This window comes from Streptomyces sp. NPDC002935, from assembly GCF_040611295.1.
Lineage (GTDB): Bacteria > Actinomycetota > Actinomycetes > Streptomycetales > Streptomycetaceae > Streptomyces.
On sequence record NZ_JBEXNW010000008.1, the window covers coordinates 83,801 to 105,610 of the forward strand.

Genomic DNA, 21,810 nt, shown 5'->3' on the forward strand with positions numbered 1-21,810 from the left:
TCTCCGGAGCACGGGGGTGTCGTTGTAACTCGAACGCGTGCATCATTACTCAGTCGTTTTCAACGGGGCTGACGAGGTGAGCGGTGCGCGGGCGAATACGCGGGACACATAAGGCGACGGCTCTCGGCTGCGTCCTCCTCCTCGCCGCCTGCGGCCCCACCGCCGACGCCGGAGCCCCCCGGCACACACCCGTACGGGTCGCCGACGCCCCCGCCCAGCTCCCCGTCCCGCACGGCAGGGGCAGCAAGGTCGCCGACGACTTCAACGGCGACGGACACCGCGACCTGGTGATCGACGACCTGGTCAAGGAACAGAGCCACGCCGACGACGCGGGCATCGGGATCGTCTACGGCGGCGCGCGCGGACTCACGCCCGGCGCACGGCAGTTGCTCGATCCGCGGAAGCAGGCCGCCGCGACCGAGGGCGAACTCCCCGCCCTCTTCGACGCGGAGGAGAGCTGCGATCTGGACAAGGACGGCTTCACGGATCTCGTCGTGTCGACCGACCCGCCCTACGACGGACAGGGACAACCCCCGGTCCCCCTCCAGATCCTCTTCGGGTCCCCCACCGGCCTGAAGGGGAAGGCGGTGCGGCTCGCCATCCCCGCGCAGGCACGTTTCGGCAACGACTGGCCCGACCAGCCGGTCTGCGGCGACTTCGACGGCGACGGCGCGCAGGACCTCGTCGTGCACGCCTCCAACGGTGAACTGAGCTATCTGCGCGGCCCGTTCAGCCGTATGGGCACCCCGCGCGCCGCGGGGAAGCCGCTCGCCTCACCGGGCAACGTGCCGACCGGGCCCGCCGTCGACGTCAACCGTGACGGCTACGACGACCTCCTCGTCCGTACGGCGGCCGACGGCGCGACCACCTCCGCCGTCGTCCTCGGCGGCCCGGCGGGCCCCACCCGTACCGGGACCACCCTGCCGGCCGGCATCGACGTGGCGTTCGGCCGCTTCGGCCGGGGCAAGGCACTCGACGCGGCCGTCGGCTCGATGGGCGGAACGTCTCTGCGCTACGACCTCCCCGGCGCCGCCCGCGGGACCGTCGCGACTCCGGGATCGGCCCTCGACGCGGGCGACTTCGACGGCGACGGGCTGAGCGAACTCGTCTCCAGCGGATCGGAGTTGCGTGTCCTGCGGGGCCGTACGGGCGGACTGTCCGCGACCGGCACGGTGACCGTGAAACCGCCCGCCGAGGGCACCACCCGCGTCCTGGCCGTCGCCGACTTCACCGGGGACGGACGGGCCGACCTGGTGGTGCGGACGTTCCGGGGCGAGACACGGGACACGGTCGCGGTGTACCCGGGCGAGAAGGGTGGGCCGGTGGCCGCCGCGCCCGACGTCACCTTCTCCACCGCCGCGTTCCTGCCCAGGACCTGACGGATCAGGACTTGTCGACGAGTTTCCCGACCGAGGCGGGCAGGCCGCCGTCGTCGGGCACGTAGAACGACGGGCAACCCTTCGTACGCCTCGGGAGTCACTCCCCGAAACCCCTGGTCCCCGTCCGATCCCCTGGTCGTCGTCCGATCCCCCAGTCCCCTTTGGAGCCCACCATGCGTACGCGCCGCCGACCCGCCGCCGTGCTGGGTTGTGCCCTGCTGTTCGCGGTCGCGGGGTGCGGCGCCAACGAGCCCTCCGCCGGCGACCGCTCCTCCCGCCCAGGCACCACGAGGCCCGCCGCCGGAAAGCCCGACCCCGGCGACTTCAACGGTGACGGCTACGACGACTTCGTGGACGTCGTGGAGTCGAAGTCCAAGGACCGCAAGAAGTACGCGGCGAACCTGGTCGTGGTCTACGGATCGCGCTCGGGCCTCGACGCCGCCACGGCACAACGGACTCCGGCCGGCACCGAGAACTACGCGATGTTCATCACGGAGCCCCTGCGCACCGACCTCGACGGCGACGGTTTCACGGACCTGGTCGGCAGCCGCGGCGCGGACGGGGACGCACGCGAGTCCTTCGCGCTGTTCGGCGGCGACGGCTCCGTGGACCTGCTCGACGGAGGCCACGGCGGCTCGACCGACCCCGACGCCACCGAGAAGGGCGCCGGCGGCCTGCTCCTGTACGGCCCCTTCGACCGCAAGGGGTCACCGAGCCGACAGGCCGTGCTCGACCTCAGCCAGCACGGCTACGCCACGACCGCCTCGGCCACCACCGGCGACTTCGACGGCGACGGCAGGGCCGAAGTGGTGCTCACCTACTCCTTCGACTCCGACGACGACGACAACGCGCCCACCGACCTGCACTCGGTCGGCGTGTACGAGGGCGACGAACAGGGGCTTGTGCGGGACACCCGTCAGGAGAAGGCCATCGAGGGCCTGACGGTGCCCGACATCCCGGCCACCGGGGACGCGGACGGCGATGGCCTCCCCGACCTGCTCGTGCACACCCAGCTCACCGCGACCCCGACGGGCGCCCTGACGATCCTGTACGGGGCGAAGTCCGGTCTGGACACGGGCCGCGAGCGGACCGTGATCGGCAGCACGGACACCGCCGACCGGCACCCCACCGACTTCGGCTCGTCGCCCTCCGTCGGCGACGTCAACGGCGACGGGAGACCGGATGTCGTCGTGAACGCCCCGACCTTCCGGGGTCACGACGGCAAGGTGACGCTGCTGCCCGGCGGGTCGGACGGGGCGCAGTCCCTCGACGGCGAGCAGGCGATCGACGCGGAGACCGACGGCCTGCCCGGCACCCCGAATCCGCACTACTGGAACGTCTTCGGCCACCGTCCCCCGCTGCTCGACGTCGACGGCGACGGCCACGCGGACGCGGTCGTCTTCGCACCGCTGTACGAGAAGCGGAAGGGCGCCTATCTGGTATTGCGGGGCACGGAACACGGGTTCGACCCCAAGAAGACACGGCTCTTCACACCGGACGACATCGGCGTACCCCGGCGGCTGAAGTAGCGGCCGAGGCAGCTACATCTGAAGCAGCGGCCGAGGCAGCGGCTGCCGCGACGGCCGACACCTCGGGCCGGGGCCAGGGCCCGAGGCACCCGGCGCACTCGCGCCCGGACGGGTGGGTGGGGCGCGTTCTTCCACGGGCGCGTCCTTCCACGGGCGCGCCCCCTCCGCCTCGTGAATCCCACCCAGCTCAAACGTTTTTCGAATTCTTGTACAACCTTCACCCACCTTCGCCGGTCTCCTGTTCGCTGATCAGTCAGTGAACCGCCGGACAACTCCAGGCAAACACAGACGGTCGGCTCCCATTGACAGGGGATGCGTGCCCAGCATCCCCGCATGCCGCAGGAGAATCCCGCATGCACAAGCGTCACCCGCACCACGTGCGACTCGCCCTCGCGACGGCCACCGCTGCCGCGCTGACGGGCGGTCTGCTCACCTTCTCGGCCGCGACCGCGAGCGCCGCGGACTCCGCCACGGTCCCGCAGGCCGACTTCAACGGCGACGGCAAGGGCGACGTGGCCTTCTCGGCACACGGCGCCTACGTCGGCGGCCACGCCGGCGCCGGGCAGATCGTCGCCCTCTACGGCACCTCCACCGGCGTATCGTCCGCCAAGCGCTCCACGATCAGCCAGAACACCAGCGGTGTCCCGGGCACCGCCGAGGCCGGGGACGCCTTCGGTGTCGAGTCGGCGTACGCCGACTTCAACAACGACGGATACGACGACCTCGCCGTCGCGTCCCCGTCGGAGAAGGTCGGCACCGACACCAACGGCGGCGGCCTCGCCATCCTCTGGGGCTCCGCGAGCGGCCTCACCGGCAAAGCCATCAGCGTCCCGGACCCGTCCCCCTCCTCGCACGACTACTGGGGCAAGGACCTGGCCGCCGGCGACTTCGACGGCGACGGAAAGGCCGATCTGGCCGTCGGCAGCTCGTCGAGCACGATCTACGTCTACAAGGGCGGCTTCAGCACGGCCGGCACCCCCGGCGGCCGTACGACGATCAAGCCCCCGATCGACACGGGCACCAACGACGCGCCCTACGGCCCGCTCAGCCTGACCGCGGGCGACGTGAACGGCGACGGCAGGACCGACCTGATCGTCGACGGCTTCGAGACGCAGACCGGCGACTTCTGGAACACGAACTACTTCGTGCCCGGCACGGCGAGCGGCCTGAGCGTCGCGTCCGCGCAGGCCCTCAAGCCCGGCATGATCACCGGCATCGGGGACGTCAACGGCGACGGCTACGCCGACATCGTCAGCGGCGCGGGCTGGGACGCCAAGACCGAGGACGGCACGCCCGTCCCGGACGCCGCCGACGGCGGCAAGGTGAACATCACCTACGGCTCCGCGTCCGGCCCGGCCGGCACATCCGGCATCACCCAGAACACCGGCAGCGTCCCCGGCACCTCGGAGAAGGGCGACGGCTTCGGCTGGGAGCTGGACCTCGGCGACATCAACGGCGACGGCTTCCAGGACCTGGTCGTCTCCGCCCCGGACGAGGACGTCGACGGCGTCTCCAACACCGGCAGGGTCACCGTCCTGTACGGCTCCGCGACCGGCGTCAACGTCTCCTCCGGCGCGCAGGCCTTCTCGCAGAGCACGGCGGGTGTCCCCGGCACCGACGAGAAGAGCGACCTGTTCGGCGCGGACATCAAGCTCGACGATGTCAACGGCGACGGCAAGGCCGACCTGATCGTCGGCTCGTACGAGAACAGCGGCAACGGCGCGGTCACCTACCTGCCCTCCAACGGCAGCGTGATCACCACGACCGGCTCCCGTAGCGTCTCGCCGAGCACGTCGGGCGTCTCGACGTCGGGCACCCCGCAGTTCGGCGCCGTCTTCGCCGACTGATGCCGCCGCTCCGGTCGGACGGGCGGCATCACTCCCACCGGCTGAGCACGATCACGACTCCCCGCGGCTGAGCACCATCGCCCGTACGGGCTGAGCACGATCACCCGAGTCGGCCGATCCCGGTCCCTCGCACCGGCCGATCCCGGCCGCCCTTCGGACGGAGGTTCGCGCGAATGTTCGCGCGTACGTTCGTACGGCGACCGGGACCACTCGCCCCGAAGGGGCCGCCTTCCCCCAGCGGCCCCTCTCCTCACACGCCGGGCCCGTACCGCTCGCGGGCCCGGCGTGTCCCCAACTTCCCCCTGCCCAGAGGCGTCGCCCGGGTGCTCCCGGCCCTCCCGTAGGGGCAGTCCGGAGAACCCCTTAGGGGATGTCACAGCTCGGCCCCAATGCCGGGCCCGTTGCCCCGGCCCCGGCACGTCACTCTTCGGGACCAGGTACGTTCGATAACGTGGCTGGATTCAGGATCGGACGCGGCGGCCGGGACAACCGTGCCCCGCAAGCGCGACCGCAACAACAACCGTCGTACGGGCAGTCCCCCCAGGGACGGGGGCAGCAGCCCCCTCAGGGAGGCGGGCAACAGCCGTACGGCTATCCGCCCGCGCCGGCGCAGCCGCAGTACGGGGGACAGCAGCCGTACGGCGGACAGCAGGGCGGCTGGCCCCAGGGCGGCGGACACGGCGGCGGGGGCGGACACGGCGAGCCGGAGTACTTCGGTGACGGTCACCCGCAGCAGGGCCCGGACCCGTACGCCGCGAACAGCCCTGGCCATACCCAGGCGTTCTCGATCGGCGACGACCCCTACAACCAGGGCGACACCTACCGCGCGGGCGCGGCGGCGGCTCCGCCGGTCGGCCCCCGGCTGCACTGGAAGGACCTGCTCAAGGGCATCGTGACGGCCCCGAACAGGACCTTCCTCCAGATGCGCGACTACACGATGTGGGCCCCGGCCCTCATCGTGACGTTCCTCTACGGGCTGCTGGCGGTCTTCGGCTTCGACGGCGCCCGCGAGGACGCCATCAGCGCGACCCTCTCCAACGCCGTCCCGATCGTCCTGACGACCGCCGTCGCCATCGTCATCAGCACGTTCATCCTGGGCGTGGTCACCCACACCCTGGCCCGCCAGCTCGGCGGCGACGGCGCCTGGCAGCCGACGGTCGGCCTCTCCATGCTGATCATGTCCATCACGGACACCCCGCGTCTGCTCGTCGCCATGTTCTTCGGCGGCGACGCGTCGTTCGTCAAGCTCCTCGGCTGGCTCACCTGGGTCGCCGCGGGCGCCCTGCTGACCCTGATGGTCGGCAAGTCCCACGACCTCCCGTGGCCGAAGGCCCTCGCCGCGTCAGCCATTCAGCTGATCGCCATCCTGTCGATCATCAAGCTGGGCACGTTCTAGCGGCCCTCGCGCTTCACCCGCACAGATGAGAGGGGCTCCCGGCACATCACCGGGAGCCCCTCTCGCGTTCTCCCACGCCCGGTTCGACCACCGCCGACCACGGCTACCCCGTGCGCCGATGAACTGGATCAGTGTCCGTCACCTGCCGGTGTCCAGCCGGAGGGCGAGGTCGTGGGCGTCGGCGCTGGTGAGGTCCCCGACGAAGGCTCCGACGATTTCGACACGGCCTCCGGTGAGCGAGGAGGTCACGGCGGGGTTGGCCCAGAGCTTGCCGTCGATGACGATGGCGAATCCGTTGCGAGGGGACGGGGCCGCGGCGATGGAGCCGGTGAGGGCGGCGAAACGGGTCCGGTCGGCGGAGCTGAGGGTCACCTCGACCTTCCAGGTGCCGTCGAGGGTGCTTTTTTCAGCCTTTGCGGAGGTGACACGGACGTCGGTCATGCCCCTGGCCCGGTCGGCGTGGATGCAGAACGCCGGGTGGGTCGTGCTCGCGTGCACGGTGTAGCCGCCGCTGCCATGGGTGCAGGCGTGCTCCGTGGACGAGGTGACCGGCAGGATGGACATCAGGGCGACCTCCTCGCCGTTCCCCGTGCCCTCCGCGGCAGGCTGAACCTCGTGCGCGTGCCGGGTCGCGCCGTCGTCCGCGACGGCCACCCAGGCGGCGGCGACCACGGCGGCGGCCGCGATGCCGACCCCGGCGCGGGTCAGCCGCTGCCGCCGCCGGGCGACCTGCAATGCGCCGTCAGCCAGGCCGACCAGATAGGGACCGGCGGCATCACCGCCACCCTCCCGGACATGAGCGTGCAAGGCGTCGTGCAGCAAGGTTTCGTGCAGCGGGTGTTCGGTCGAGTCGTTCATGCGATCACGCCCCTTCCGGAGGCAGCGGAGGAGGAGGCGGCGGGGGCGGTGGGGGCGGCGGGGGCCGACGGCCCTGCCTCGGCCAAGGTGGTGCGGAGGGAGGCGAGGGCCTTGTGGGTCTGGCTGCGGACCGTCCCCTGGGCGACGCCCAGAATCGCGGCAATCTCGGCGTCCGGCCGGTCCTCGAAGTAGCGCAGAACGATCACCGCACGCTGGCGCTTGGGCAGCCGCCGCAGCGCGGCCATGATGTCCTGCCGCTGGACCACGGTGTCAGCCCAGTCGGTGGCCTGCGCGGACGGCTGGTCCGGCAGGGTGTCGGTGACCGTCTCCCGTCCCCAGCTGAGCAGTCGGAAGCGGTCCACCTGGGCGTGGTAGATCGCCCGGCGCACATAGATCTCCGGCTGCTGCCGGTCGCGCAGCTGCGACCAACGCCGAGCGGTGGAGGCAAGCGCGGTCTGGAGCAGGTCGCGGCCCTGCTCCCAGTCCCCGGTCAGCAGGTAGGCCGTGTGCAGCAGCGATCTCGACCGCGCCGCCACGAACTCGCGGAACTGGCGTTCGTCGTCGGCGTTCATTGTGCCCTCCCTCGTTCCCCCGTAAAGACGGGTACGGAAGGGGGTTCGACTGCCCTGCCAGTCAGACTTTCTCCACCACGACGCTGTCAGGCCCCTCGCGCGAAACGTCGTGACGGTTCATGCGGCCCGGTCCTGTCGCCCCGAAGAGCCACGTTTCCGCAGACATCGGACAGGGCGTCAGCATGAGGCGGGCACCGACGACCAGACGCCCTCCACCCCACTCAAAAGTCAACGTCCACAGTCCCCCGTGGTCGACCCAACGGGAAACCCGGGGAACAGCGGCCCCTCACGGGCAGCTACCCACAGAACGGCCCCTGACTGATTTACCTGGTCAGGGGCCGTTTCACTGTGCGGTGGGAGTGGGATTTGAACCCACAGTGACATCGCTGCCACGGCGGTTTCAAGATTGCTTACCGGATGGCTCGACGCGGCCCTTGTGTGCTTGCCGTCGTCCGGGGCGAGACCGGGGGCACGGCGCTTGCGGTGTTTTCGGCACTAACGATGACACCGGTATCGGCGTTCTCCTGCGTGAGCACCAGCGGGCCGAAAACCGGGTTCGCCGGCAGGTCGTACCCGGGCGGAGCCGAAGTCTCGCGCCAGTAATAGGTGCCCAACATCACGGTGCGGCTGCACGATCCGTCGGCACCGGTGGTGCAGGGGTCGCCGATCTGCGTGTCCGGCTGGGTGCCACTGGTCTGGAGGCCCTGGATGCCGTTGGTCTCGGACCATAGTTCGAAAGTGGCACCGGCAATCGGGTTGCCGGTGTCCGAGTCCTCCTTTACCACCGTTACATCGCCGGTGCGCGCGCCGGGGCCATCGCCGTCGGACGGACGGCCGGTGCAGGGGGGCGGCGGGCACTCCTGGCCGTAGCCCCCGCCGGAAGAGCCGGCAAGTGTCGGCGATGGCTTGGCGACGAACCGGCCGCCGAAGCCGGAGGCCGACACGGTGGCCGAACTCCGGTTTCCGGCCGGTCCACCACCCGGGCACTGGGCGGCACCCCTTATGGGTTCCCCGGTGGCGCCGGGGAGATACGGGGCGACTGCGCCCGCCTCGGCGGCCGCAGCGTATGAGGGCGTCGCAGCCAGCAGAACTGCCGTCGCCATTCCAATGATCCAGGGACGCCACCCGCCCAACCGGCGAAGGAATTGACTTGGTGTCATGAGACTCCATCCGCTGCCTGCTCCGGTGCTTCCATCTCGTGACATGATCGGCACGGCTGTGGTCTGCGAGATGACGACACTCCTGCACTGCGCCATTCCGCTCAGACGATCACTCGGACGTACTGCTACGGATCAGAAGGTCAGCAGCGTTCCTGAGCAGCACGAGAGCCCCTCGATGATCTATCGAGGGGCTCTCCCTTGAACTACGGGGTACTCGCAGCTCAGACCGCTTCCTTGTTCGACTTAGCGGCTTCTCCCGACCTATGTACTGCAGGCAGAACACTCCACGGGAAGTTGATCCACTCGTCGGTCCGCTTCCACACGTACTCGCATTTCACGAGCGACTGGGTCTTCTCGTAGATCACGGCGCTGCGGACCTCGGCGACGGCGTCGACGCAGAAGTCGTGCACGAGCTTGAGCGTCTTGCCCGTGTCGGCGACGTCGTCGGTGATCAGGACCTTCTTGTCGGAGAAGTCGATCGCGTTGGGGACCGGAGCGAGCATGACCGGCATCTCCAGCGTCGTCCCCACCCCCGTATAGAACTCGACGTTCACGAGGTGGATGTTCTTGCAGTCCAGGGCATAGGCGAGCCCGCCCGCGACGAAGACGCCGCCACGGGCGATGGACAGCACGATGTCGGGCTCGTACCCGTCGTCCGCGATGGTCTGGGCGAGTTCGCGCACGGCGACGCCGAACCCTTCGTAGCTGAGGTTCTCGCGCACGGGAGACATGCTCGTCGCCTCAGACCTGGGTGCGGTGGAAGTTCAGGAAGGACCGCGAGGCGGTCGGACCGCGCTGGCCCTGGTACCGGGAGCCGTACCGGTCACTGCCGTACGGGAACTCGGCCGGCGAGCTGAGCCGGAACATGCACAGCTGGCCGATCTTCATCCCGGGCCACAGCTTGATGGGCAGGGTCGCGAGGTTGGACAGCTCAAGGGTCACGTGCCCGGAGAACCCGGGGTCGATGAACCCGGCGGTGGAGTGCGTGACCAGTCCCAGCCGCCCCAGCGAACTCTTGCCCTCAAGCCGCGAGGCTAGGTCGTCGGGCAGCGAGATGACCTCGTACGTACTGGCGAGGACGAACTCTCCGGGGTGGAGGATGAACGGCTCGTCACCCTCGGGCTCGACGAGCCGCGTGAGGTCCGCCTGCTCGACCGCGGGATCGATGTGGGGGTAGCGGTGATTCTCGAACACCCGGAAGTAGCGGTCGAGCCGCACGTCGATGCTCGACGGCTGCACCATGGATTCGTCGTAAGGATCGATCCGGACCCGCCCGGCGTCGATCTCGGCCCGGATGTCCTTGTCTGAGAGAAGCACGCCCTGAGGATACGCAAGGCGCGCGGAGCCACCACAATCGTGACGACACCGCGCGCCCGTACTACTCCGTCACTGCCCCGGCGCCCGTACTGCTGGGCCCCTGTTTCTCCACCACTGCTACGGCGCCACGGCTCTGTGTCACTGCTGCGGCGCCACTCCTGCTCCGTTACGCCGTCACCGCTTCTCCAAAGCCACCGGCACCACACTGCGGAGCCGGGCACAGCGTGGACACCGGAGCAGCCGGCCGGGGCCGAGCCGCTCGGCCTGCTGCATCGGGAACGAAGCGGTGCTGAACACGTGCCCCTCGGCACAACGGACGACGGTGCGCTCCATCAAGTCCCAGAGTCCCTTCCCCAAGAGCCGCGTCAGGCTGATGCCCTGACAACGAAAGCCACATTACGGGATGAAAGGGACGGCTCTCCAGGCGGCACTCCGGTCCCGCCAGGGCCCTCTTCAACGCCCCTACCGTACGCCTCAACTCCCGCCCCCCGCAGCCGCATCCACCCTCCGCAACACGAGCGGGCCCCACGGCTTCGACGCCGGGGGCCGGGCATGAGGTAGAGTGAGCGAGCATTCGGCACCGGCTCAACCGGCGTCTTACGCGGGTGTAGTTTAGTGGTAGAACATCAGCTTCCCAAGCTGAGAGTGCGAGTTCGATTCTCGTCACCCGCTCCATGTGAAACCCCCAGGTCGACGACCCGGGGGTTCTTTGTTGTCCAGACCAGTGGGGAGTGCGCGCACCACATCCGCACCATAAGGACCGGCTAGCTGCCAGTGGGCTCCTCCTTGTGGTGCGCCCGGTCGTCACCGTGACGCTTCGCACGCTCCGCACGGACCATGTCGTCCAGCCCGGCCGCCACGTCCCGTTGCCGCTCGGTGTCGGAGTGTTGATAGATCAGCGCCGCCTTCTCGGAGGACTGGCCGGCGCGGACCATCGTGTCCTTGAGGGTGGCTCCCGAACGGGTCGAGAGCGTGTGGCCGGTGTGACGAAGGTCGTAGAAGCGGAAGCCTTCCGCGAGCTGTGCAACTGACGATCACCGATTACGCCTGGGTCGTGGTCTTCTGCTTGAGGCGTTCGTAGGGTGTCTGGCCGCCGAGGTCGCCGTGGGGGCGATGGTAGTTGTAGTAGTCCTCCCACTCGCGCAGTTTGTCGTTGAAGACCTCGGCGTCGTCGATGATGACGCCGTCGAAGAGCCGGTAGAACTCTTCGGCGTCGATGCGGTGGGAGCGTTCGACCTTGCCGTTCAGCCGCGGGGTGCGGGGCTTGATGTAGGCGTGGGCGATGCCCTTGTCGAGGACGTGCCAGTGGAAGACGGACTGGAACTCGGCGCCATTGTCGGTCTGGATGACCTCGACCTGGAACGGCAGGCGTTGGATGACGTAGTCGAGGAACTGGATCGCGGTGGCCTGGTTCAAGGTCGGATAGATCCGCAGGACGCGCAGGCGGGTGCAGTCGTCGATTGCGGTGAACTGGAAGTACTTGTTGCGTCCGCCGCGGCGGCCCTGGGGCATCGAGGCGAGCGGTTCGATGAATTTCACGTCGATCATCCTCAACCGCCTGGACATGGGCCGCCTGCCGGCCTCGCAGCGCTACAAGCGTCACGACCGCCGGTGGAAGCGGTACGAGAAGCAACTGCCCGGCCACCGCGTCCAGGCAAGCGGTACCACGACGTCACCATCAGCAAGTCCGGCGTATGGCGCCGAAGCGGGCCCAGGGATGCAAGCACGTCCAGGCCGTCATCGCCCTCGCCCGCCGACGTGTCGATGTCCTCTGGGCGCTCTTGCGCGACGGCAGAGCCTTCACCCTCCATCCACCCGTCGCTCAAGCCGCCTGAAACGGGCCATCGCTGCCCGCCTGCCTGGGGATAGCCTGCGGGCCAAACCAGGAAGGTGGGTCCGGTGGGCTTCGACGCAGAACGATCAGCGCGCATCACTGCCATGCAGGAAACCGCCCGGCCCGTCTGGGAGGCCACCGGCGACACGGACACCCTCCAGCAGTTCCTCAGCGACAACGGGTGTCACGGCGTGGAAGCCGTGCTCGTGACCATGGGCCTGCTGAACTGCGATCTTGCCGAAGCCCAACGAGCCTTCTTCAACGCCCCATGCCGCGACACCGAACGCCGCTTCCACAACGACGCCATGGACCTGCTCGAAGAGGCTGCCGACCACGACGCCTGACAGCGCCGCCGACCGGTGGAGCCTCTTGACTCAGCCATTAAGACTCCACCGACCGCGTGGGAGCAGCGCCCACTCGCACCTGCAGAAGAACCGATCTTCGCCCGCTGATCGTTGTGGCAGGGTGCACGCATGTCCGTTGACGTCGCGTATCCCGTCTTCCACACTCCAGATCCCGCACTCGCACTGCTCGTGGCCCGTCAGTTGCTCAGCGTGGGTGACCAGGAGCACGCGAGGGTGTGCGTGGATGTCGAGCTCCCCAGAGTGGCGGACGTCCTACATGTCTTGAGCGCAATGCCCGACGCGTGGTTCAGGAAAGAGGACGTCGACGACTGGGTCCGGGATCAAAGTGACCCAACTGGTCTGCACATTGGAGTTCACGCTCCGCAGCTGCCCATGGACGCCGCCTTCCTGTCCACGCATCTGCCGCTGTGGGCTTCGATGCTGGATCAGCCCGTAGGAAGCATCGAGGACACCTTCACAGCGGTCGCCAGCAAGTACGTGGCAGAGATCCGCTGGGACAGCCTCGCGTGGCCGGAAGTTCCGGAACGCGATCTGTACGCGGATTACAAGCATGCCGTAGTCACTGTGCTGTTCAACGCCTCCACCCGCGAGCTGGACGAGTGGTCCAACGGGCACACCGTCCTCGTCCACGTCCGCCGCGGAAACGGTCACGGGTACGAAGAACGGCATGCATCGTGGTTGGCCGAGCAAATCGGCCAGACTGTCATCGGCCCGCCACAGTTCAGCTAGGGCCTGAAGGACTGCAGTACAGCAGAGAAGTACAGCAACCCCACCAACCGTAGGCACTCACCGCTGGTCCTTAGAAACCGCTCGACCTGCCCAAGAGACCTCAGCGACCGCAATGCCGGTAGTTCGCTTCGAGGGGCCGCTAGGCGTGCCACTTCCGTGCCAGAACGGACGGGGACTCACGGGAACCGAGGTTCGCCAGGGTGCGCACCGCCCCGCGCTGCCCAAGGCCGGGATTCCCAGGTCACGCCTAGGGTCCCCTAACCTCGCTCCAAGGCGCCCGGGACCGTGGGTCCCGGGCGCCCTGCGGGTGTGCGGCCGTCAGGAAAGGGACTTGTAGCCGGACCAGCCCGTGGCGATCTGCGCACGGGATCCGAACGATCCCTTGCCGTCGCCGTTGTTCCGGTAGACGTTGCCAGCGCTGTCGCACGAGACGAGGTCGGCCTTACCGTCGCCGGTGATGTCGCCGACGCCGACGACCGCGTTGTACGAGCTGCCCCAGGCGCTGAACACCTTCACGCGGGTCTTGAACGTGCCGGCGCCTGTGCCGTTGTAGCGGTACAGGTCGTTGGAGCCTGTCTGGGCGAGGAGATCGCCGATCCCGTCGCCGTTCAGGTCCCCGACACCGACGACCTTCTTGTAGCCGGACCAGTCTGCGGACAGCTTCACGCGCGCGGACAGGGTGCCGGAGCTCGTCCCCTTGTAGAGGTAGACGGCTCCCGTGGAGGAACTGCGGGCGATCAGGTCGGGCCGGCCGTCGCCCGAGATGTCCCCAGGCGAGGTGAGGACGTTGTACTGGTCCCAGCCCGTGCCGAGCGAGGTGTACGACGTCGTCGGGGTGACGGCCTTGCCGCAGCCCGGCTTGTAGAGGCGCAGCGAGCCGCTGCTCAGGCGCACGAGAACGTCGTTGCAGCGGTCACCGCTGAGGTCCCCCATAGGCACAACCTTGACGGAGGTGGCCCAACCGCTGCCGCTGACCTTCCCGGAGAACGTTCCGGTGGCACGCTTGCCCAGCTGATACGTCAGAGCGCCCGAGGAATTGAGGGTGAGTAGATCACCGGTGCCGTCGGGGGTGGCTGAGGTGCCGCTGAAGTCATGAGCCACGGCGGCGCCGCCGGTGACGGTAACCATGCCGGAGGCCAACTTCACCGCAATGGTCGCGCCCACCTGGGTCGCGCGCAGTGTCCAGGTAAGCGATCCGTTGGGGGCATAACCTCCGCTGCTGGTACGGCCGTTCCAGTTCGCCGCGACCTTCAACCCGTCGGCAGTGCCCGTAAGGGTCCGCACGGTCCTACCCGCCACGTCGGTCAGGGTCAGCGACCACGACGATATGGGCCGGCTGAGCTGCCAGACCGGCGCCCAGGCCTTACTGGAGGCAGTGGTGCCCCTGAGGGCGGTGGTCGCTGGGACGTCGGATCCGCTGACGGCGAGCGCGGGCCAGGCAGTCCGGGTCCCGTAGAGCCGGTCGACGCTGCTGCCGCTGGTGGCGCCGGACCAGACGGCGGTTGCGCTGCCGTCTGGTCCGGCGGAGACCTGGCCGCGGACGTAGGCGTTGGCGGAGCCCGGGAGCTGGGTGGCGGTGGTCCACGCGCCGTCGCTGCGGGCAGACTCCATCAGGACGCGCCCGCCACCACCCATCTGGGTCCACAGGGCGTGGACGGTGCCGTCGTCGCCGATGGCGACGTCGTACTGCTCGGGCACGTAACCGGTCGACAGGGTCCGTACGGCCGACCAGGTTCCGTTGGTGCCGCGGGTAGCGGTGCGGGTTGCGAAGGTGGTGGTGTAGTCGACCCAGACGAGGGTTATCTCGCCGTTCGGAGCGATCAGCGGCTCGGGTGTGTCAGCCAGGTTGTCCGTGCTGGCCACTGCCTGGGCGGCCGACCAGGTGCCGCCCGAAGCGGCGCGGGTGGAGGTATAGATGGGCGTCGGCTCCGACTCGTCGGTGTGCCCCGCCCAGGCAAGGGTCAGCGAGCCGTCGTCCGCAGCCGCCAGTTCGGGCCGGGAAACCGACTGATACGTGCCAGCCACCACAGACGGAGCCGTCCACGCGGTGGACCCGGCCGCCCTGGTGACCGTGCGCAGCGAGGCGGTCTCGCCTGCCCGCTGCGCGTAGACGACGACGGTTGTGCCGTCGGCGGCGACGGCCACGCTCGGGTCTGCGGCCATGCTGGCCCCGTCCGCCACGGCGGTACTGATCTGCTCGGGCTCGGACCAGGTGCTGCCCGGGCCTCGGGTTGCGGTGCTGACCTCCAGCTTGCTGGTGGCTGTCGCCCTGGTCCCCCAGACCGCGGTGAGTGAGCCGTCGGACGCCTCAGCGAGGTCGATGCCGCCGTCAGTCCAGGCCGCGTCGGTACCCACGAGTTCGACGGGGGCGGACCAGGCGGAGCGGTCGGCCGGCAGTACGGAGCTGACGAGCCGGACATTCAACTCACCCGCACCCGGCGAGGTCTCGTTGGGAAACTCCACCCACAGGGCGGTGACCGTGCCGTCCGCGGAGGCGTGCAGTTTGACGCCTCCGCCTTCGGTCGGAGTCGTTGCCAGCAGTACTGGAGTTTCCCAGGTATCGCTGCCCGCCGAGCGTACGGCGGCGTATAGCTTCCGCTCGTTGCTGTTGACACCGGCGAACTGATTCCAGACGGCCACGGCCGAGCCGTCGGCTGCAGTGACGAGTTCCTTTACCGAGGCGCTGACCTCGGTGCCGGTGATCGATGTCGCTGTACCCCAGGGGGCGAGCGTCGCGGCGCTGCTCGGTGCTGCCGTGATCAGCGGGTAGACGGTGACCCCGCCGACGGCGAGCGCCGCGACGATGGCTGCCGTAACCAGACGGCCGCGTCTGAGGACAGGAAGGCCCACGTGGTTTTCCCCTCCCTACGAAGGAACGTGCGCCCCTCGCACAAGTGCGCGGATGCTATCAGCGGCTGCCGCAATCGCCGCAGGCCAGGGCGGGTCCTTCGATGCGCGGTTCATGGGTCGGGGGCGTCGTTCTCCGTCGCTCACCGCAGGAAGAGAGCGGAAGGCGGCGCCTTTGGCCCTGGGGCTGTACCTTGCCCAAGGCTTTGGGACTACAAGGCCCCGGTACAGCAGCGAGGTACAGCAACCACGGCAACCGGCTCTGTCCGGCAGAGTCCTCGGAAGGCCGTAGCGCGACCAGCATGACCGCCACCGACCGATCTACTCATAGCTACGGATCAGAAGGCACCCGTGCCCCATCCGTGCCCGGTAGGCCGGGAACTCACGGGGAACTGCGGTCACCAACAGGCAACCTGCACGGCGAAGGCCCCTGACCGATGTTTCTGGTCAGGGGCCTTCGACCTGCGCGGTGGGTGTGGGATTTGAACCCACGGTGACTCGCGCCACGACGGTTTTCAAGATCGCTCCCGGGCTGGACTCGCCCATTGACTCCGTCGATCACGTGGGCAGGCTCGCTGCGCGTACTAGGCGCCGTTCAGTTCTGGTTCACCGGCCAGACTGCAGCCGGGTCGCAGTGGGCCGGGCAAGCCAGCAGATAGACCTCGTTACCGAGGAAGAGCCCGTAGGTGTCGGCGCCGATGCTGTAGGGCTGCTCTGGTTGGCCTGGGTGGACGGCGAATTCCATGCCCTCCGGTACCTCGCAGAGGTACACCAGATCGGCGCCACACGCGCACCGGTAGAACTCGGGGTCTTGCGCCCAGGACGGCATACGGCCCACTTTGAGCGTCTGGGCCCCCAGCCCTCGCGCGTTGGGGTTGTCCACGAAGGGGCGCAGGGTCAGCGGCAGGGCGCACAGGGATGGTTCGGACTCCGCTGTCGGCAGCGTCGACCAAGACAGATCAAGGACCAGTCATCGCCTTGATCGTGTACGGGTACGACTCTTGCTGCCACGTGGTCGTGAACACGGCCGTCGGACGCGCTGCGACCTGTGGCACACGGCCGTCCGTCGTGAGCGTCTTCGCGCTGCCGAAGGTGCCGGAGCGGCTGATCAGCCGGGCGGTGGCCTTCGTGACGCTGTACGGCGGCGTGGAGATGGCCGTGGTGGTCTGCGACACCAGCATGCCGTCGCCGTCGTCGTCCAGGGCGAGGTCGGGGCGGTCGCCGGCGCCCAGCGACGTGATGGCGCCGAGGGTGCCGCCGGCGGAGAGTTTGCGGCCGTACAGCTCGCGCTTGCCGGCGTTGTTGCGTACCCACACGATCATCGAGTCGCCGTCCAGGTCCGTCCCAAGGGTGTGGTGGAAGTCCACGTTCTCCATGGATGTCGAAATACGCAGCGGGTTCGACAGCGTGCCGGTGTGGCTCCAGCGCGAGGCCCAGACCTGCGAGCGGTCGCCGCCGCCGGAACGGTAGCTGATCACCGCGTCGCCGTCCCGGTCCACGCCGACCCGAACCATGCCGAAGCCGCCGTACGCCGCGATCGGCGTGGTGAGCACCTTCGCCGCGGAGATCGAGGTCGCGGTCATCCGCTTGGCCACCACCTCGGAGCCGCGTACCCAGGCGACGACGAACTGACCATTGCGGTCCACTCCGATGGCCGGCGGCTCCGCCGAGCCCGAGCCGAGTGTGTGCACCGCGCCAAGCGTGCCGTCGAGCTTCAGTCGACGGGCCACCGCGTACCAGCTGCCGTCGCGGATCTCCGTCCACGCCACCATCGAGCTGCCGCCGGGCGTCACGGCTACCGAGGGCGTGGTTGCGGGCGACCCGGGGGTGGAGAGCATCTGCAGCGAGCCGACGAGGCTGCCGGAGGACGCGACCCGGCGGCCGACGACGGTGCTGTCCTGCTGCCACACCACCGACGAGTCGCCGGTGTCATCGGAGTCGGCCTGCACCCAGCTGATGGCGCGGCCGTCCGGGGACAGGGTGCGGGTCGCACCCAGGGTGCCGTTTGCATACTTCACCCGGGTCTGTACCCGAAAGTAGGAGCTGTTCGCATTGTCCATGGCCGCCCATGCGAGCAGCGCATCGCCCGAGCGGTCGATGGAGACCTGGGGGTCGTCCTGGCCGGACCAGCCGGACGCGGTGACATTCCACGTGGACGTCCACGCGGCGTCGGCGTTCACTACGAGCGTCGCGGTGAGCGCGATTCCGGCCACGGTCGCCACGGCGCCTGCGCCGATGAGGCGGCGCTTTGTCGAACGCCGGTGACGTGCTGCCTGAGGTGCCACTCGTGTATCCCTTCCAGGGCTGCCATGGACTCCACGGCAGCGAGGCTGTCCCATACGATTGCTCAGTAGGTACAGCGGGGTTGCGTGCGCATACGTCACACGAGCAACACAGGCCCCTGCCTGATGACCTCAGTACCTGTAGGCGGGCCTATGCGGATCTGCCCAGCAGGCGTATGCGCTGGAGCAGTTCGCCAGGAGCACCGTGGGTCTGGAGACGGGTGGGGGCGTGGCGGGCCAGCCAGGTGGCCAGCTCGGCGTAGGGCACCTCCTTGCCCTCCCACCGCTCCCACGTGTCCCAGGGCCGTTCGTCTCCCTGCAGGTCGTACTGCCAGTGGCGACTCTGTCGGGGATCTTGAACCCGACCCGATGCCCCCGCCACGACGCGTGGCGAGGGCATCTGACCGGGGTCAGTGGTGCCGACCGCGCTCTTCGGGCCTCACGGCCACGGGTGTGACCGGAGGGTGTGGCGTGGCGGACCGGACGACACGCTGCTTACGGTGCTTCGCCTGCGGGCCGCTTCCTCGCCGGTCGAACGCATGTCGAAGTCACCGATCGTGCGGATTCCGATCCGGAAACAGCCAGGTCAGGCCTACTCATCCAGGGGTGCGCTCAAGCGCCTTCTAAGCACCTGCCCAACGACCGCGGGGCCGCGTCCGAGGGCTCACGTGCCAGATGCGTGCCAGATGGTGCGGGGAACCAAGGGGAACAGCGGAAAACAAGCGACCGCCCACCATGCGCCGACACCGCTCCGCCGCAGGTCAGTTGAGCTCTCGCAATCAGAGAACCCAAGCTTCCCAAACTGAGAGTGCAAGTGCGATTCTGGTCAGTTGCTCCATGCGAAACCCCCAGGTCGATCACCCGGGGGTTCTTCGCAGCCCAGGCCATTAAGCGGGACGGGCGCCAACTGGGGCAAAAGGACGACCGAAGGCTGTCCCCTGGGGTGGCCTGCCGTGCCCGTTCCGGCTGGTCCGAGAATGGGTTTACTTCAACGCAACGCTGTCGCCTGCGGCCGTCGCAGAGCTCGTCGTCCCCGTTCCCGCGAAGTGCCAGCGCCAGGTGCCGGAGGCATTCGCCGTGATCGTCGTCTTCAGCCTGCCCGTGCTGTCGGTGGTCACCGTTTTGACGGTGGTGTACGTCGAGGCGCCGGACTTCTTGAACTGGAGGGCAACCTTCTGGGCGGCGAAGCCGACATAGGTGTTGGTATTCCAGTCGGCCCGGGTCAGGGCGCCGGTCACCGTCAGCGTTTTACCCTTGGCTACCGGTTCGGGCGTTGCCTGGGTCGTCGTCAGTTTGGCATAGCGCTTGATCTTCATCGTGACGCTGCTGTCGAGCGTGTAGAAGTCACCGTCGTAGGCGCCGGCCTCCGCGTCGAGGTGCCAGGTGCCGGCCGAGCTGTTGCGAAGGTCGAAGTAGTCGTCAGCGCTGTCAGGGTCCAGGCTGTACGACCAGGTGCACTTCATGGTCGTCGACGTCGGGCGCGTGCACGTCGACGACTTCGCGAACTGGATGTGACCGTCGGGGCTCACCAGTTTGAGCCCCATGAGGGTCTTGATGCCGGAGTTGTCCTTCAGCGTGGCGGAGGCGGTCAGCTTCTGGACCTCGCTGATGCCGACGTTGAGGGTGGTCTTGCTGAAGGTCACCGACGTGAAGGCGATGTCGCCCCTGTGGGTGTCCGCCTGCGCGGTAGGCGCGAGGAAGGTGAGCAGCGCCAGGCTGCCGGCGGTGGCGGCCGCGGCCGTACGGATGTGCATGGTTCTCCAGAGGCGACAGGTGAGCCGGAGCTCCGCGCTTGGAGTCCGGGCGTGCACAAGACCCTCTACCTGGGGAAATGGTTGTACGGACACCTCAGGTCGGCCCGACTCGGCCGTGGCCCCACCGTTTGACCAACGGGTCGGCTACTCCGACCTCCAAGCAATTGTTGAGCACTCGGCCTGGTATGTGGTTCTTACGAGCAACAAGACACCCATCTGCGAGAAAATCACCCAGTTCCGCACGGTGTACGCGCAGATGATCCCCCTCGTCGAGATTTCCGGATCATGGGTGTACGAGCTGACTAAAGGGGGACCCCGGACGGCTGGGGCCGACGTCCTCATCGCACGACTGGAACGAGCACGAACCCGAGTCAGGAAGCCATCCGGCTGAGACTTGCCGTGGCCCCTGAGTGTCTAACTGCGTGACAACGCCGACGAACAGCAGCAGACGAGCGCAGACGCCAATAGACGATCACCACAAGTGAGGGCCGCACCAGCCCAAGGCAGCGCCCCCACCGAAGTTGCTTCGGGACGAAGCAGTCGCGTCGCTAAGGTGCGTCGCATGAGCGACGGCGTTCCGGTCTGCCCTGAGTGCAGCCAGCCCATGCGATCCGGTGGCCTCGTGCTCTCCGAGCGGGAGGACGATGGCCAGCGGACCTGTCGGTCGCTATGAAAGTGCGCCGACCGACACGTCTGGTGGCGCTGGGCCGACCGGCCGGACGGGCCATGGGAGGTCTGCCCAGCGCCGCAGCTGTTCCGCTGACATCCAACGCTGACATCAACGACCACGAACAGCCGCGGCGGTCAGCACCCGGCGATGGCACCCGCGCACGAGCTGAACCGCGGCCACGCAGGCGCGGGATCGAACTCCTAAAGCGGGTGTCGCAGGTTCGAATCCTGCCGGGGGCACACGATAAAGGGCCAGTTCAGAGGCTTGATCCTCCCGAACTGGCCCTTTGCCATGATCTCGGCCGTGCCACACCCGTGCCACGCTCCACCAACCGCGCAGTACTGTGCCGGCAAGGAGGGGCCATGACCGACCAAGAGCCCGTGCAGGACGCACTACATGAGGCCGCTACAAGCCTTATGCGCACCCTCGGAGTGATTCTGTTGATCATCGTCGCGCCGATTGTCCTCTTGGGGGCCATCGGCATGCTGTTCTTTGCCTTGGGCGCCGTTGTCGACCATTGATCGGTCACGCAGCGCACACCCCGCTCGGAGCGAACTCTTGAGGCGGTGGTCAGCGACTGTGCGATACAGCACCGAAGTACAGCAACCACGTCGACCGCAGGCGACTTGCCAGGGCCGCTACCGCCCCCGTGACCGGGTCGAGAAAGCTCAACGACCGTCCTGCCCGTAGTTCGCATCGAGGGGCACTGTGCCCACTGCGCGCAGGTTCCAGCGGGGAAGCGCGGGGAGCGGCAAGCCTGGGTTGCGCTCTGCCCAGGTCTCGGCATGCCTCAGCCGGCCGCCAGTAAGAAGAGCAGGCTGTGCACATGCAGCTCCCCCCGAAGTAGTCGCGTCCACCGTGCTGCTCGAGGTCGTGAGGATCTCCGCCCTGCCGACCAAGAAGGGTGCCCCCTACCCCGGCAGGGCGGTCGCCCACTGGACCGGGAGCGAGGCCGCCAAAGCCCTGACCTTGATCGAGAACCTGCCCTGCAGCGAACAGCACCGCTGCGGCTTCTCGCCAGGCTGGAGTGTCCGAGCGTACGAGGACTCTCTCGACCTGGCGCTATTCGAGGCGGCGTTCTGTTTCAGTTGCCACGAGGTCCGCATGCACGGAACGGCAGTGCCAGCCGCGCTGGCCACGCAGTTCTTCGACGCGGACACCCCGCCAGCCCAGGCCCTCCTGGACCTCTTCCGCGCGGCAACCACGTAGCCGGCTGGCCGGATGAGCGAGCAGGAGCCGAGCACGATGGCGTGCCACATCCGTGCCAGAAC

General features: G+C 68.4%; 18 protein-coding genes, 1 tRNA gene and 2 pseudogenes. 10 read left to right on the forward strand and 11 right to left on the reverse strand.

Annotation, left to right across the window (positions count from 1 at the left end; all coding sequences use genetic code 11):
• Nucleotides 1–83: 83 nt before the first annotated feature.
• From ABZX90_RS12975 to ABZX90_RS12990, 4 genes are all read left to right on the forward strand, one after another.
• The gene (locus ABZX90_RS12975; RefSeq protein WP_355204294.1) at nucleotides 84–1,379 is read left to right on the forward strand and encodes a VCBS repeat-containing protein; all 1,296 of its coding nucleotides are present in this window, start codon (nucleotides 84–86) and stop codon (nucleotides 1,377–1,379) included.
• Nucleotides 1,380–1,552: 173 nt separating this feature from the next.
• Nucleotides 1,553–2,908, forward strand: a complete 1,356-nt coding sequence (locus ABZX90_RS12980; RefSeq protein WP_355204296.1) for an FG-GAP and VCBS repeat-containing protein — start codon at nucleotides 1,553–1,555, stop codon at nucleotides 2,906–2,908.
• A gap of 353 nt (nucleotides 2,909–3,261) precedes the next feature.
• The gene (locus ABZX90_RS12985) at nucleotides 3,262–4,755 is read left to right on the forward strand and encodes an FG-GAP and VCBS repeat-containing protein (protein WP_355204299.1); all 1,494 of its coding nucleotides are present in this window, start codon (nucleotides 3,262–3,264) and stop codon (nucleotides 4,753–4,755) included.
• Nucleotides 4,756–5,125: 370 nt separating this feature from the next.
• Nucleotides 5,126–6,151, forward strand: a complete 1,026-nt coding sequence (locus ABZX90_RS12990; RefSeq protein ID WP_355204302.1) for a Yip1 family protein — start codon at nucleotides 5,126–5,128, stop codon at nucleotides 6,149–6,151.
• A 138-nt stretch (nucleotides 6,152–6,289) separates the two neighbouring features.
• On the opposite strand, the gene ABZX90_RS12995 is transcribed toward ABZX90_RS12990, so the two are convergent.
• From ABZX90_RS12995 to dcd, 5 genes are all read right to left on the reverse strand, one after another.
• Nucleotides 6,290–7,009: a hypothetical protein gene (locus tag ABZX90_RS12995; protein ID WP_355204305.1), complete on the reverse strand. Its 720-nt coding sequence runs from the start codon at nucleotides 7,007–7,009 to the stop codon at nucleotides 6,290–6,292.
• Nucleotides 7,006–7,581, reverse strand: coding sequence for a SigE family RNA polymerase sigma factor (locus ABZX90_RS13000; protein ID WP_355204308.1), 576 nt, complete (start codon nucleotides 7,579–7,581; stop codon nucleotides 7,006–7,008). The genes ABZX90_RS12995 and ABZX90_RS13000 overlap by 4 nt, the downstream gene beginning before the upstream one ends.
• A gap of 410 nt (nucleotides 7,582–7,991) precedes the next feature.
• On the reverse strand, nucleotides 7,992–8,525 hold the full coding sequence (locus ABZX90_RS13005) for a SpaA isopeptide-forming pilin-related protein (protein ID WP_355204311.1): 534 nt from the start codon (nucleotides 8,523–8,525) through the stop codon (nucleotides 7,992–7,994).
• A gap of 437 nt (nucleotides 8,526–8,962) precedes the next feature.
• Nucleotides 8,963–9,472: a phosphoribosyltransferase gene (locus tag ABZX90_RS13010; RefSeq protein ID WP_351128953.1), complete on the reverse strand. Its 510-nt coding sequence runs from the start codon at nucleotides 9,470–9,472 to the stop codon at nucleotides 8,963–8,965.
• 10 nt (nucleotides 9,473–9,482) lie between these two features.
• Nucleotides 9,483–10,058 (reverse strand): dCTP deaminase, encoded by a 576-nt coding sequence (gene dcd / locus ABZX90_RS13015; protein WP_351128951.1) that lies wholly within the window; start codon nucleotides 10,056–10,058, stop codon nucleotides 9,483–9,485.
• 601 nt (nucleotides 10,059–10,659) lie between these two features.
• Between dcd and ABZX90_RS13020 the strand changes: the two genes are divergently transcribed.
• Nucleotides 10,660–10,733, forward strand: a tRNA-Gly gene (locus tag ABZX90_RS13020).
• Between the two features lie 89 nt (nucleotides 10,734–10,822).
• Here the strand turns inward: ABZX90_RS13020 and ABZX90_RS13025 are convergent.
• Nucleotides 10,823–11,071, reverse strand: a pseudogene (locus ABZX90_RS13025) (hypothetical protein); the annotation flags it as partial.
• Nucleotides 11,072–11,099: 28 nt separating this feature from the next.
• Entirely contained in the window at nucleotides 11,100–11,597 is a 498-nt protein-coding gene (locus tag ABZX90_RS13030; RefSeq protein WP_355204315.1) for an integrase core domain-containing protein, read from the reverse strand.
• Nucleotides 11,598–11,761: 164 nt separating this feature from the next.
• On the opposite strand from ABZX90_RS13030, the pseudogene ABZX90_RS13035 reads away from it, so the two are divergent.
• From ABZX90_RS13035 to ABZX90_RS13045, 3 genes and pseudogenes are all read left to right on the forward strand, one after another.
• Nucleotides 11,762–11,893: pseudogene (locus ABZX90_RS13035) on the forward strand (IS110 family transposase); the annotation flags it as partial.
• Between the two features lie 64 nt (nucleotides 11,894–11,957).
• Nucleotides 11,958–12,236, forward strand: a complete 279-nt coding sequence (locus tag ABZX90_RS13040; protein ID WP_355204318.1) for a hypothetical protein — start codon at nucleotides 11,958–11,960, stop codon at nucleotides 12,234–12,236.
• A 129-nt stretch (nucleotides 12,237–12,365) separates the two neighbouring features.
• Nucleotides 12,366–12,986, forward strand: a complete 621-nt coding sequence (locus ABZX90_RS13045; protein WP_355204321.1) for a hypothetical protein — start codon at nucleotides 12,366–12,368, stop codon at nucleotides 12,984–12,986.
• A gap of 318 nt (nucleotides 12,987–13,304) precedes the next feature.
• Here ABZX90_RS13045 and ABZX90_RS13050 read toward each other — a convergent pair whose 3' ends face one another.
• The 4 genes from ABZX90_RS13050 to ABZX90_RS13065 form a co-directional block, all read right to left on the reverse strand.
• Nucleotides 13,305–15,836, reverse strand: coding sequence for a VCBS repeat-containing protein (locus tag ABZX90_RS13050; protein ID WP_355204324.1), 2,532 nt, complete (start codon nucleotides 15,834–15,836; stop codon nucleotides 13,305–13,307).
• A gap of 592 nt (nucleotides 15,837–16,428) precedes the next feature.
• Nucleotides 16,429–16,716 carry a hypothetical protein gene (locus ABZX90_RS13055; RefSeq protein WP_351134985.1) on the reverse strand — a complete coding sequence of 96 codons (288 nt, stop codon included), beginning with the start codon at nucleotides 16,714–16,716 and terminating at the stop codon, nucleotides 16,429–16,431.
• A gap of 76 nt (nucleotides 16,717–16,792) precedes the next feature.
• Entirely contained in the window at nucleotides 16,793–18,046 is a 1,254-nt protein-coding gene (locus ABZX90_RS13060) for a hypothetical protein (protein ID WP_355204327.1), read from the reverse strand.
• Nucleotides 18,047–19,098: 1,052 nt separating this feature from the next.
• Nucleotides 19,099–19,869, reverse strand: coding sequence for a calcium-binding protein (locus ABZX90_RS13065; RefSeq protein ID WP_355204329.1), 771 nt, complete (start codon nucleotides 19,867–19,869; stop codon nucleotides 19,099–19,101).
• Between the two features lie 1,032 nt (nucleotides 19,870–20,901).
• On the opposite strand from ABZX90_RS13065, the gene ABZX90_RS13070 reads away from it, so the two are divergent.
• The gene (locus tag ABZX90_RS13070) at nucleotides 20,902–21,060 is read left to right on the forward strand and encodes a hypothetical protein (protein ID WP_355204331.1); all 159 of its coding nucleotides are present in this window, start codon (nucleotides 20,902–20,904) and stop codon (nucleotides 21,058–21,060) included.
• A 337-nt stretch (nucleotides 21,061–21,397) separates the two neighbouring features.
• Nucleotides 21,398–21,748 (forward strand): hypothetical protein, encoded by a 351-nt coding sequence (locus tag ABZX90_RS13075; RefSeq protein ID WP_351134994.1) that lies wholly within the window; start codon nucleotides 21,398–21,400, stop codon nucleotides 21,746–21,748.
• The last annotated feature ends 62 nt before the right edge of the window (nucleotides 21,749–21,810 follow it).